Consider the following 12301-nt stretch of genomic DNA (forward strand, 5'->3'; position numbering starts at 1 on the left):
GGCAGTGCCGTCGCGTTCGGCCGAAGGCCGCATTTCCCAGTCGGACAAGGATTTCATCATGGGCAAGAGCAGCTTCGCGCGGACGAAGCCGCACCTCAACATCGGCACGATGGGGCACGTCGACCACGGCAAGACGACCCTGACGGCCGCGATCACCAAGGTCCTCCACGACCGCGACCCGGAGCACAACCCCTTCACGCCCTTCGACGCGATCGACCGGGCTCCCGAAGAGCAGGCGCGCGGCATCACGATCAACATCGCCCACGTCGAGTACGAGACGGACGCGCGGCACTACGCGCACGTCGACATGCCCGGCCACGCCGACTACGTGAAGAACATGATCACGGGGGCGGCCCAGGTCGACGGGGCGATCCTGGTCGTGTCGGCGCTCGACGGCGCCATGCCGCAGACCCGGGAGCACGTGCTGCTCGCGCGGCGGGTCGGCGTACCCCATCTGGTCGTCGCCATGAACAAGGCGGACGCCGCGCCGGACGCGGAGCTGCTGGACCTCGTGGAGCTGGAGATCCGGGAGCTGTTGTCCCGCAACGGCTTCCCGGGCGACGACATCCCGGTGGTCCGCGTCTCCGCGCTGAAGGCACTGGAGGGCGACCCGGTGTGGGAGCAGTCCATCATGGACCTGCTGACCGCGGTGGACGCGTATGTCCCCGTCCCGCCCCGGGAGCTGGCGGTGCCGTTCCTGATGCCGATCGAGAACGTCCTGACCATCTCGGGCCGCGGCACCGTGGTCACCGGCGCGGTGGAGCGCGGCACCCTGCGTGCCGGCGACACCGTCGAGGTCGTGGGCCTCGGGCCCACGATCAGCACCGTCGCGATCGGGCTGGAGACCTTCGGCAAGGTCCTGGAGCGGGCCGAGGCGGGTGACAACGCCGCGATCCTGCTCCGCGGGATCAAGCGCGACCAGATCCGCCGGGGTCAGGTCGTCGTCGCGCCCGGCACGCTGCGCCCGCATCACCGCTTCACCGCCCGGATGTACGCGTTGAGCAGCGAGGAGGGCGGCCGCCACACGCCGTTCCACGCGAACTACCGGCCGCAGTTCTACTTCCGGACGACCGACGTCCCGGGGTCTATCGACCTTGGCGACCGGCCCGAGATGGCGCCGGGCGAGTCGGCGGACGTGACGGTGGTGCTCGGCTCGGCGGTGCCGATGGAGGCCGGCCTGGGCTTCGCCGTCCGTGAGGGCAACCGCACGGTGGCGGCGGGCACCGTGGTATCCATATTGGAGTAACGAAAACCGGCCCGGGTCACACCACCCGGGCCGGTTCGTTTTCGGATGCGTCAGGCGATGAGCTGCCAGAGAGCCGGCACGTTCGGCGGCTCCCAGCCGGTGAGCGACGTGTGCGGCTGGAGGCACTTGTACGTGTGCCCGCCGTACGTCACGATGTCGCCCGCCTTGTACGCGTGCCCCGCCGTCCAGGCCGGGTAGCTGCCGGAGGCCGTCGGGGACGGTGACGCCGGCGTGCTCGGGCTGACCGACGGCGACGGTGAGGCCGACCGGCTCGGGCTGGCCGACGGCGACGCGCTGGCCGAGGTGCTCGGACCGCACGGGCCGTTGTCGGTCCACGGCTTGCCGTCACCGGTGTTCAGGTCGGGCTGGTCGCCCTGCGTCCACCACTTGGCGGTGTACTTGTGGCCGTTGTAGGAGACCACCGCCCCGCCGTTGTACGCGGTCGTCGACACCCAGGCCGCCGCCGTGCACGAGCCGGTCGGCGACGTGGACGGGCTCGGGCTCGCGCTCCGCGAGGCGCTGGGCGAGGCGGACGGCGACGTCGGGTTCGAGGCGCTCGCGGACGGCGACGTCGTGGTCGTGCCGCTGGTGAACGGCTCGAACGCGTGGCTGAACTGCCACTGCGTCTGGCTCACCCCGGAACAGGTGTCGCTGCCGGCCGTGCCCGGGCAGCCGCCGTTGTCCCGCTGCAAGGCCCAGTACGACAGCTCGGCGATGCCCTGCTGCGCGGCCCACGCCTCGACTATGGGCGCGTCGGCGGTCTGGAACGTCTCCGCCGCACCGAAGTCGTCGATGCCCATCATCTCGGTGACGCCGACCATGCCCCACAGCTCGGCGTCGGTCTTCGCCGGGTACAGGTTCTTGAGCTGGTTCTTCAGCCCGGTCGCCGCCGTCTTGGTGTCGTTGGCCATGTTGTGCGTCGCGTTGTCGTAGTAGTCGAACGTCATGAGGTTCACGATGTCGACCTTGACGCCGTTGGCGATCGCGTTGGTGATGATGTTCAGGCCGCTGCTGGCCAGACCGCTGGTCGTGGTCGGCAGGGTGAACACGATCTGCAACGGCCGGCCGTTGGCCGCCGCCCAGTCCTGCGTCTTCTTGATGGCCTGGCTGCGGCGGGTGATCCCGGCGCTGTTGGTCAGCGAGTTGTCCTCGATGTCCATGTCCAGCCGGGTCACGTTGTACGTCGTGATGACCTTCTCGTACTGCGCCGCGATGGAGTCCACATTGGTGCAGCTGTCCGCGATCTCCGTGGCGCCGTTGTCGGCCGCGTACCCGCCGAAGGACGGGACCACGTCACCGCCCCGGCCGCGCAGGGCGTCGATCTGCGAACCGAAGCTCGACGCCGCGATCGGCGTACCGGTGTCGCCGTCCCAGTAGACCGTGCACGAACCGGTCCGCTCGGTCTGCACGAAGGCCATCGTCAGATAGTTCGCGCCGGACTGCTGCGACAGCGTGTTCAGATTGTCACCCGAGTACGCCTGGAAGTACGGGGCGAACACGTGCGCCGGCAGCAGCGTACCGGCGGCGTGGGCGGACGGGGAGAGGGTCAGGACGGCGGCGGCACCGGCGGCCACCGCCGCGACGCCCGCCGACAGGGCCGCGCGCAGCAGCCCCTTGCGGATTGTGGTCACGTTGGCTCGCTTTCGGAACGGGGGAAACGAAAAGGAGCTGGGGATCCGAAGTGAGGAGGGGGTTTACTTTTAGTTAAGTTTCCTAAAATATTCACGACCTTACGTCCGGCCCATCGAAGGTGTCAAGGGTTCTACAGTGGGCCCGTGGACAGCATCGTGATCACCGTGCGTACCGGCTCGCGGCCCTCGGTCAGCGACATCACCGCAGCCTGTGCGGACTTCACCCGGGACAAGGGAGACGGCCTGCTGCACGTGTTCGCGCCGCACGCGACCGCGGGTATCGCGATCATCGAGACGGGCGCGGGAAGCGACGACGACCTCCTGACCGCGCTCGACGACGTCCTGCCGACCGACGACCGGTGGCGCCATCGGCACGGCTCACGGGGACACGGGCGGGACCACGTGATGCCGGCGTTCGTGGCTCCCTACGCATCTCTACCCGTCCTGGGTGGACAGATCGCGTTGGGGACGTGGCAGTCGATCTGCCTGGTGGATCCCAACGGGGACAACCCGACCCGATCCGTCCGCCTCAGCTTCCTCGCCGGCTGACCCACTCGGCGATCACGTGCAAGATCCCGTTTGGATCACCCGCAAGATCCCGCTTGGATCAGGGAAAACACCCGAATCTTGGGCTCTTCGGTCGCTTGTGTGGGTCCGGATCGCCCTGGACCTCGATCCAGTGCCCGGATTCTGTAGTAGTGGATCTCCACGGCTTGATCAAGTTCCCTGGAGCTGCGGAATCGGCCCGTTTTCTGCAGGATCCGGGAACTTGATCATGCTTTCCCGTCGTGATGGAGTGGCCCGCTGGTGAACAGCCCGCCGTGGAGTGATCATTTACCGCCATTTCGGCAGTCCACGGCGCGTCTCCTTGATCAAATACCGGCTATCCGGCAGGGAGGTGCGCTCTCGCCGTAATGACGGTATTTGATCAAGGTGATCGGCGTCGTGATGCCGCAATAGTGGTATTTGATCAAGTCTTCGAACCCGCACCGGGACTGCCGTCCGCGAACGAGGTCGGCACGTTCCATACCGGATGGTCGCGACAAAGCCCGGGCCGGGTCAGGCGATCCGGCGCGATGGATCGCCCCGCCCCGGATCACATGAGGAACCGATCCGTTGCGATCCCGATCCGGACGATCGCCGCAGGAGCCGCCCACAAATACGGGCGGGGAGCCGAATCTTGAGCCAAGATTACGTGCGAAAACCTGATCCAAACGGGATCTTGGGTTGGCTACCCGGCCGCGATCAGAGGTCGCCAGCGGCCCAGAGTAGGCCGCGTTCGGTGAGGCGCCGGATCGATGGCTCGTCGAGGTCCGCCATGTGGTGTCCCACAGTGGACACGAAGACCCGCCCCCGCCCCCAGCGCCGCGTCCACACGGCCGGATGGGTGACAGGAGTTCCCCATGGTTCTTCGGCGGGGAAGGTGATCTCGGCGAGGACCTCGTTGTGCGCGTCCGTCAGGAGCCAATACCGTTCCGTGTCAAGGGAAACGGTCGATATGCCGGCCACGACGGGATGGTCGGGGCGCGTCACCGTCAGCGTGTGCGGCACGAAGTCGCCCGGGTGGGCGAGGAACCAGCCCCCGGTCAGCAGCTGGTAGCCCCGCTGCGGGAAGGCCGCGACGATGCCGCCGTGCCAGCCGGCGAATCCGGCGCCGGCGCGTACCGCCGCGTCCAATCCGGACAGCTGGTCCGCCGTCAGGTCGCCCTCGGTCCAGCAGTTGACGATCAGTCGCGTACGCGCGAGCAGCCCCTCGTCGAGGTACACGTCCAGGGATTCGGCGATCTCGACGGCGTACCCGGCGGATTCGAGGAAGGGTACGAAGCTGTCGGTGGCCTCGACGGGCTGGTGGATGTCCCAGCCGCCGCGCACGATCAGGGCCTGTTTCACCGCTCCCCCCGCAGCGGCAGCCCGGCGGCCCGGTACGCGTCGTCGATGATCGTCATCGTCCGCACGGCGTCCTCGGCGGTGGTCAGGTTCGCCGAGGAGTCCCCGCCGACCGCGGCCGCGAAGGCGCGCAACTGGTACTCGTAGGTCGGCGCGCCGGGGACCTTCTCCGATCGGCGTACGCCGTCGACCGTCACCCGGAGGCGGTGGAACAGCTGCGGTGCGGCGAAATTGGTCACGACCATCTCGCCCCGTTCGCCGACGACCTTCGCCTGGATCTTGAGCAGGGTGCCCGACCACATCGAGGTCTGTACGCGTCCCGTCGCACCCGTCGGGTACCGCAGGTCGATCGTCATCGCCCGGTCGATCCGGGGATCCTTCTTGAGCAGCAATGCTTTCGCGTCGGCGACGACGGGTTCGCCGGGGCCGAGGAGGCGGGCGCAGTGCACGGCGTAGCAGCCCGCGTCCATGAGCGCGCCGCCCGCGAGGGAGTACTGGTAGCGGATGTCGGAGAACCGGGGCAGCGGGAAGCACATCGCGGTCTCGACCCGGCGTACCTCGCCGAGTTCGGCGACGATCTCGCGCATCCGCTCGGCCAGCGGATGGTAGCGGTAGTGGAAGGCTTCCATGACGGTCACCGGGGAGGCGGCGGCCGCGTCGGCGACGGTACGCGCCTGCGCCGCGTTCGACGTGAACGGCTTCTCGCAGAGCAGGTGCTTGCCGGCCGCGATGGCCGCCAGCGCCCACTGCTCGTGCAGCCCGTTCGGCAACGGGATGTAGACGGCGTCCAGTTCCGGGTCGGCGATCAGCTCGTCGTAGCCGCCCACCACCCGGGGGATGCCGTGCTTGGCCGCGAAAGCGGCGGCGCGGTCCCGGTCGCGGGCGGCCACGGCGGCGACCGTGACGCCGTCGACCGCGGCCGCCGGCCGGATCAGCGCGGCGGGGGCGATCCGGGCCGCGCCCAGGACACCGAGACGAAGGTCAGACACGCGCATCAGGATGTCACGCCGGCGAGACGAGCAGTTGGTTGGCGGCGAACTCCCGGTACAGGGGGCTCGTCTCGACGAGTTCCGCGTGCGTGCCGACGGCGGCCACCGAGCCGTGCTCCAGGACGACGATCTGGTCCGCGTCGACCACTGTGGACAGCCGGTGCGCGACGATCAGCAGCGTACGCCCGACGGCCACGGTGTCGATGGCGGATCGCAGCGCCGCCTCGTTACGCGCGTCGAGGTTGCTCGTCGGCTCGTCGAGCAGCAGGATCGCCGGGGCGGCGAGCAGCGTACGCGCGATGGCCAGCCGCTGGCGCTCCCCGCCGGAGAGCAGCACGCCGCCCTCCCCCACCTCGGCGTCCAGTCCCGCCTCGGTACGCGTCGCCAGGTCGCCCAGGTTCACGGCGGACAGCACGTCGAGCATCCGGTGTTCGGAGACGCCGGGCGAGGCCAGCCGGAGATTGTCGCGCAGGGTGCCGGCGAGCACGGGCGCCTCCTGCTCGACGTAACCGAGCTGGGATCGCAGCACGTCGTAGGGCATGTCGCGGATGTCGACCCCGTGCACGAGGACTGCTCCGGACGACACGTCGTAGAAACGCTCCACCAGGGACAGCAGCGTGGACTTCCCCGCACCCGACGGCCCCACCAGCGCGGTACGCGATCCGGCCGGCACGCTGAAACTCACGTTCGTGAGGATCGGAGCGCTGCCCTGCGCGTACTCGAAGGAAACGCCGCGGAACTCGACGGCGGGCGCGGCCGGGACCACGGCGAAGCCCGCGCCTGGCTTGTCGGTCTCGGCGGGGAGCGCGAGGATCTCCTCCATCCGGCCGAGCGCGCCGAGGCCGGTCTGCAGTTGGGTGTACGCGTTCATGGCCTGGCCCAGCGGCATGACGAGGAAGAAGACGTAGAGGACGAAGGAGACCAGGTCGCCGACGGAGATGGTGCCGTGCGCGACGCGTGCCCCGCCGACGCCCAGGACCAGCAGGAACGAAGCCTGGATGGTGGTGACCATGACCGGGCCGAGGGTGGACTGCAACCGCGCGATCCGCAACCCGGCCTGGTACGCCCGCCGCGCGCTGCCGTTGATCGCGTCGGTCTCGCGTTCCTCGGCGCGGCTGGCCCGGATCGTGCGCGCGGCGGAGATCGCGCGCTCGACGGCGGAGGTCATCTCGCCGATGCGGGCCTGCGCCTCGACCGACAGGCCGCGGATGCGCCGCGCGGTGATGATGCCGCCGGCGAGGCCGATCGCGAGGGCGACGATCGTGACCCCGAACAGCACCGGATCCAGCAGGATCATCGCGGTCGTCGCGCCGACGACCATCAGCGCGCCGGTCACCGTCTCGAAGAGCCCCGACGTCACCACCGCGCGCAGCAGCGTCGTGTCCGCGCCCACGCGCGAGAGCAGGTCGCCGGTACGCCGGGCGTCGTACTCGCTGATCGGCAGCCGCAGGATCCGGGCGGCCATCCGCTGGCGGGCCGTCAGCACGAGCCCCTCGGCCGTGCGCTGCAGCAGATATCCGCGTACGCCGTCCAGCGCGGCCACGACGATCAGGGCCGTGACGAGCAGGACGACGGTCGCCGAGACGGCGTGGCCGGCGGAGATGCCGTCGATCACGTTGCGGGTCAGCAGCGGCTGGATCAGGGTGGCGGCGGAGCTGACCAGGGAGAGCACGGCGACGACGAGGAGGCTCGTGCGGTGGTCGCGGACGTAGGGCCAGAGGGAGCGCAGACCGACCTTCGGGGGCATGGCCGCGATTCTACTTGCCGACCGGTAAGTTGCCCACCGCCTCCTCCATCAGGCCCCTCCCCCACCGCCAAGATCCCGTTTGGATCAGGTTTTCCACCCGAATCTTGGGCCATGATTCGGGTGATTTCCCTGATCCAAACGGGATCATGGGGGAAAGGCAGGTGAGGGTCAGGCCCACTCGGCGCCGGACGGATAGGCGAAGCGGGACAGGGCCTCCGGGTGGATCTCCGCTGAGAACCCCGGTCGCGTCGGCGCCGCGTACCGGCCCTTGACGATGGAAACCGGGTCGACGAAGTGCTCGTGCAGGTGGTCGACGAACTCGATCCGCCGGCCGGACAGCTCCCCGCTCACCGCGACGTAGTCGAAGAACGACAGGTGCTGCACCACCTCGCAGAGCCCGACGCCGCCCGCGTGCGGGCAGACCGGCTTCCCGTACGCCGCGGCCAGCAGCAGGATCGCGAGGTTCTCGTTGACCCCCGCCACCCGGCAGGCGTCGATCTGCACGACGTCGATCGCGTCCGCCTGGAGCAGCTGCTTGAACATGACCCGGTTGTGGACGTGCTCGCCGGTCGCGACCCGGATCGGCCCGCCCGACGGACCCGCCGTACGCAGGCCGGCCCGGATCGCCGCGTGTCCCAGGATGTCGTCGGGGCTGGTCGGCTCCTCGATCCAGTACGGGTCGAGCGGGGCCAGCTCGCGCATCCAGTCGATCGCGTCGGGGACGTCCCAGCGCTGGTTGGCGTCGACCGCGATGTGGATGCCGGGGCCCACCGCCGTCCGGGCCGCCCGGAAGCGGCGCAGGTCGTCGGCGAGGTCGGCGCCGACCTTGAGCTTGATCATGTCGAAGCCGCCGTCGACCGCCTCGCGGGCCAGCCGGGTGACCTTGGCGTCGTCGTAGCCGAGCCACCCCGCCGACGTCGTGTACGCGGGATACCCCTCGGCCGCGATCTGCGCGGTACGCGTACCCCGGCCGGGGAAGGCATCCGTGAGGAGGTCCACCGCGGCGGCGGGGGTGAGGGCGTCGGTGAGATAGCGCCAGTCGACGAAGTCGACGAGCTGCTGCGGGGAGAAGCCGGACAGCAGCCGCCAGACCGGCAGGCCGGCGCGGCGGGCGGCGAGGTCCCAGGCGGCGTTGATGAGCGCGGCCGCGGCGAGGTGCATGACGCCCTTCTCCGGGCCGAGCCAGCGCAGCTGGGAGTCGTGCGTCAGGCGGCGGGAGAACTCGCCGAGGTCGAGCCCGTCCAGGTCGGAGCCGACCACATAGGATCGAAGCGATTCGATAGCGGCGACGCACACGTCGTTGCCCCGGCCGATGGTGAAGGCGAACCCGTGGCCCTCCGTGCCCCCGTCCGTCACCAGGGTCACGTACGCGGCCGAGTAGTCCGGGTCGGGGTTCATCGCGTCCGAGCCGTCGAGCGTGCGGGACGTGGGGAAGCGGACGTCGCGTACGCGCATGTCGATGATCTTCACGCCGCCGCCGTCCGTACGCGCTGCCGGCCCAGTCCCTCGACCTCGACCTCGACCAGGTCCCCGGGGACGAGGTAGGGGAAGCGGCCGGAGAGCGCGACACCCTGCGGCGTACCGGTGTTGAGGACGTCGCCCGGCTCCAGGACCGTGAACTGCGACAAGTGCTGGATGAGGGTGGCCACGTCGAAGATCATGTCCGCTGTGGACGAATCCTGGCGCGGCTCCCCGTTGACCCAGCTCCGCAGCTGGAGCTTGCCCGGCTCGGGCAGCTCGTCCGGCGTCACGAGGTAGGGACCGAGGGGGTTGAACGTCTCGCAGCTCTTGCCCTTCGACCACTGGCCGCCCGACACGTCGAACTGGTACGCCCGCTCGGTGAGGTCGTTCGAGACGGCGTACCCGGCGACGCAGGCGAGCGCCTCCTGCGGCGAAGAGAGGTAGCGGGCCCGGGCGCCGATGACGACGGCCAGCTCGACCTCCCAGTCGGTCTTCACCGAGCCGCGCGGGATCAGGACGTCGTCGAACGGCCCGGACAGGGTGTTCGGCGCCTTGTAGAACATGATCGGCTGCTCGGGCGGGGCGCTGCCGGACTCCGCGGCGTGGGCGGCGTAGTTCTGCCCGATGCACAGGATCACGCCGGGCCGGGCGATCGGCGCGCCGATCCGCTGCCCGGCGACGTCGATCTCGGGCAGGCCGGTCGGCCGGAAACCGGCGGTCAACCGGGCCAGGAACGCCCCGTCGACGTCGGCGGTCACCGGGCGCAGGTCGTAGTAAGTCAGGTCGTCCAGCAGCACCGGGATCTCGGCACCGGCCGGCCCGACTCTCAGCAGTCTCATTCTCAGTCCAATCCGTACGTACGAACGGCGGTACCGCCGAAGACGGCCGCGTGCAGGTCTTCCGGTATCAGGTCGAGGGCGGCGGCCAGCCAGCGCCGGTAGCCCCCGGCGAGGTCGACGACGGGCCAGTCCGAACCCCATATCAGGCGGTCCGGGCCGAACAGCTCCAGCGCGGCGGACGCGTACGGGCGCAGGTCGTCGAGGGCCCAGCCGGCCGGGTCGGCCTCGGTGACCAGGCCCGAGAACTTCGCGGTCACCCCCGGGTACGCGGCGAGCGCGTCGAGGTCGCGCCGCCACGCGTCGAACCCGCCGGCCGCGATCGGCGGCTTGCCCAGGTGGTCGAGGACGAGCCGGGCGCCGGGCAGCGCACGGGCCAGGGCCGCCGCGGACGGCAGCTGCGCCGCCCGGATCACCAGGTCGAAGGCGAGGCCCGCGTCGGCGACCGTGGCGATGCCGCGGACGACGGCGGGATCGGTGAGGTAGCCGTCGCCGAAGCCCTGCGCCTGGGCCCGGATGCCGACCAGCTTGTCGCCGCCGGGACCCGCCCGGTGCGCGGCCAGCTTGCCGGCCAGCCCCGGGTCGGCCGGATCCGCCCAGCCCACCACGCCGGCGATCCGGGGCGTCCGCGCGGCCAGGGCCAGGAACTCGGTGGTCTCCCCGTCGTCGCAGCGGGCGGCCTCGACGAGCACCGTACGCTCCACCCCTGCACCGTCCAGCGTGGACAGCAGGTCGGCCGTCGTGTAGTCCCGGCGGATCGCGGCCAGCCCCGGGTCCTGCAGCCAGGCGTACGAGGAGGTCCAGAGGTGGTGGTGGGCGTCGATCATGCCAGCGCCGCCCACAGCTCGGCCGGGACCGGATGCGCGGCCATGGCCACCGCGTCGCGTACCTCGTCCGCCGAGCGCACGCCGACGAGCACCGAGGTGATCGCGGGGTGGCGCTGCGCGTACTGGATGGCGGCCGCCCGCAGCGGGACGCCGTGGGCCTCGCACAGGTCGCGCAGCGCGATCGCGCGGTTCAGCAGCTCGCCGTCGGCCTGCGCGTAGTCGAAGCGCGCGCCGGGCTTCGGATCCGCGAGCAGCCCCGAGTTGAAGACCCCGCCCGCGATCACGGCCACACCGCGCTCCGCTGCGAGCGCCAGCAGCGGCTCGCCGGTCCGGTCCAGCAGCGTGTACCGCCCGGCCAGCAGCACCACGTCCAGGTCGCACCGCTCGATCAGGTGGGTGAGGACGGCGCCGCTGTTGGCCCCGGCGCCGAGGGCCGCCACCAGGCCCTCCTCCTTCAGCTTCACCATCTCCGGGTACGCGTCGCGGACGGCCTGGTCCAGATGATCATCCGGGTCGTGCAGGTGGAGGACGTCGATCCGGTCGACGCCGAGCCGCTCCAGGCTGTCCTCGAAGGACCGGCGGATGCCCGCGGCGCTGAAGTCGAAGACGGGTGCGACCGCCGGGTCGACCCCGGCCCAGAAGTCCTGCCCGCCGCCGTCCGGGACGCTCGTGATGACCCGGCCCGCCTTGGTCGACAGCACGAACTCCGTACGCCCCGCGAGGGCCGCCCCGGCCCGCGTCTCGCTGCGGCCGAAGCCGTAGAGCGGAGCGGTGTCGAAGAAGCGTACGCCGAGGTCCCAGCCGGTCTCGACGGCGTCACGGGCGTCCTGCTCGGACACGTCGGTGTAGAGCCCGCCCAGCGGGGCGAGGCCGAGCCCGAGCTCGGTCACGCTCAGGCCGGTCCTGCCCAGTGGAACGCGTCCCGTCGGCGTCACGTTGCCTCCCAGCGGTACGGTCTTGACCTTCGGATGGAGCAGAATCCTATAGGATTCTGCGGCGATCCTATAGGATGTGCCCTGAGGCTGGAAGTGGCTGGCAGAAGAGGACGAGATGGGCAACCGGACGACGCTGAGCGACGAGGTCTATGAGGCCGTCAAAGCGTTGATCATGGACCACGCGATCGCGCCCGGCGCCCGGGTCACGATCGACGCGGTCAGCCGCCAGCTCGACGTCAGCCCGACGCCCGTGCGCGAGGCACTGGCCCGGCTGGAGTCCGACGGCCTGGTGGTCAAGCGCCCCATGGCCGGCTACACCACCACTCCCCTGCTGACCCCGGGCGAGTTCGAGCAGCTCTTCGAGGTACGCCTGCTGCTGGAGTGCGCGGCGGCGGCGCGGGCGGCGACCCAGGAGACGAGCGGCGTGGACTTCCCCCGGCTGCCCCGGCCGGTCGCCGACCGCGGGTACGCCGGCCATGCCGCCTTCACCGCCGCCGACGCGGCCTTCCACGACGCGGTGGCCGTGGCGGGCGGCAATCCGCTGCTGCGCGACGCGATCACGCGGCTGCACGCGCACCTGCACGTCCACCGGATCTCCTTCCCCGGAGCCGGGACGACCGAGGCCGAGCACGCCGCGATCGTCGCCGCGATCCGCTCCGGGGACCCGTCCGGCGCGGACTCGGCCATGCGCGCGCACCTGGAGGCGGCGCGCGATCGGCACCGGCTGCGGACGTAAGCTGTG

The 12301-nt window shown here is 70.6% G+C and carries 11 protein-coding genes; 3 read left to right on the top strand and 8 right to left on the bottom strand.

What is annotated here, in order from left to right:
* Positions 1-58: 58 nt before the first annotated feature.
* Complete coding sequence (gene tuf / locus G401_RS0100910; RefSeq protein ID WP_027341013.1) at positions 59-1246, top strand: elongation factor Tu; 1188 nt, start codon at positions 59-61, stop codon at positions 1244-1246.
* Positions 1247-1296: 50 nt separating this feature from the next.
* On the opposite strand, the gene G401_RS42620 is transcribed toward tuf, so the two are convergent.
* Positions 1297-2877 (bottom strand): carbohydrate-binding protein, encoded by a 1581-nt coding sequence (locus G401_RS42620; RefSeq protein ID WP_064741647.1) that lies wholly within the window; start codon positions 2875-2877, stop codon positions 1297-1299.
* A gap of 144 nt (positions 2878-3021) precedes the next feature.
* On the opposite strand from G401_RS42620, the gene G401_RS0100920 reads away from it, so the two are divergent.
* Positions 3022-3426, top strand: coding sequence for a YjbQ family protein (locus tag G401_RS0100920; RefSeq protein WP_027341014.1), 405 nt, complete (start codon positions 3022-3024; stop codon positions 3424-3426).
* Between the two features lie 696 nt (positions 3427-4122).
* Here the strand turns inward: G401_RS0100920 and G401_RS0100925 are convergent.
* The 7 genes from G401_RS0100925 to G401_RS0100955 all read right to left on the bottom strand — a co-directional run bounded on the left by G401_RS0100925 (position 4123) and on the right by G401_RS0100955 (position 11559).
* On the bottom strand, positions 4123-4767 hold the full coding sequence (locus G401_RS0100925) for a ThuA domain-containing protein (protein WP_027341015.1): 645 nt from the start codon (positions 4765-4767) through the stop codon (positions 4123-4125).
* On the bottom strand, positions 4764-5753 hold the full coding sequence (locus tag G401_RS0100930; protein ID WP_245601567.1) for a Gfo/Idh/MocA family protein: 990 nt from the start codon (positions 5751-5753) through the stop codon (positions 4764-4766). The genes G401_RS0100925 and G401_RS0100930 overlap by 4 nt, the downstream gene beginning before the upstream one ends.
* Before the next feature lie 13 nt (positions 5754-5766).
* A complete protein-coding gene (locus tag G401_RS0100935) occupies positions 5767-7500 on the bottom strand; it encodes an ABC transporter ATP-binding protein (protein WP_034590369.1) in 1734 nt (577 codons plus the stop codon).
* 168 nt (positions 7501-7668) lie between these two features.
* Complete coding sequence (locus G401_RS0100940) at positions 7669-8955, bottom strand: enolase C-terminal domain-like protein (protein ID WP_211240648.1); 1287 nt, start codon at positions 8953-8955, stop codon at positions 7669-7671.
* 11 nt (positions 8956-8966) lie between these two features.
* Positions 8967-9800 carry a fumarylacetoacetate hydrolase family protein gene (locus G401_RS0100945; protein WP_027341019.1) on the bottom strand — a complete coding sequence of 278 codons (834 nt, stop codon included), beginning with the start codon at positions 9798-9800 and terminating at the stop codon, positions 8967-8969.
* Positions 9801-9802: 2 nt separating this feature from the next.
* Positions 9803-10624 carry an amidohydrolase family protein gene (locus G401_RS0100950; RefSeq protein WP_034590478.1) on the bottom strand — a complete coding sequence of 274 codons (822 nt, stop codon included), beginning with the start codon at positions 10622-10624 and terminating at the stop codon, positions 9803-9805.
* Complete coding sequence (locus tag G401_RS0100955) at positions 10621-11559, bottom strand: aldo/keto reductase (protein ID WP_027341021.1); 939 nt, start codon at positions 11557-11559, stop codon at positions 10621-10623. The genes G401_RS0100950 and G401_RS0100955 overlap by 4 nt, the downstream gene beginning before the upstream one ends.
* 115 nt (positions 11560-11674) lie before the next feature.
* Here G401_RS0100955 and G401_RS0100960 point away from each other — a divergent pair, with 115 nt between their 5' ends.
* Positions 11675-12295 (top strand): GntR family transcriptional regulator, encoded by a 621-nt coding sequence (locus G401_RS0100960; RefSeq protein WP_027341022.1) that lies wholly within the window; start codon positions 11675-11677, stop codon positions 12293-12295.
* Positions 12296-12301: the final 6 nt, after the last annotated feature.

Source organism: Hamadaea tsunoensis DSM 44101, from assembly GCF_000428945.1.
Classification (GTDB): Bacteria; Actinomycetota; Actinomycetes; order Mycobacteriales; family Micromonosporaceae; genus Hamadaea; species Hamadaea tsunoensis.

Bases quoted from the DNA above. Each gene is read 5' to 3' on its own strand.
- tuf (WP_027341013.1), top strand. From the start codon at position 59: ATGGGCAAGAGCAGCTTCGCGCGGACGAAGCCGCACCTCAACATCGGC.
- G401_RS0100935 (WP_034590369.1), bottom strand. From the start codon at position 7,500: ATGCCCCCGAAGGTCGGTCTGCGCTCCCTCTGGCCCTACGTCCGCGAC.
- G401_RS0100940 (WP_211240648.1), bottom strand. From the start codon at position 8,955: ATGCGCGTACGCGACGTCCGCTTCCCCACGTCCCGCACGCTCGACGGC.
- G401_RS0100945 (WP_027341019.1), bottom strand. From the start codon at position 9,800: ATGAGACTGCTGAGAGTCGGGCCGGCCGGTGCCGAGATCCCGGTGCTG.
- G401_RS0100950 (WP_034590478.1), bottom strand. From the start codon at position 10,624: ATGATCGACGCCCACCACCACCTCTGGACCTCCTCGTACGCCTGGCTG.
- G401_RS0100960 (WP_027341022.1), top strand. From the start codon at position 11,675: ATGGGCAACCGGACGACGCTGAGCGACGAGGTCTATGAGGCCGTCAAA.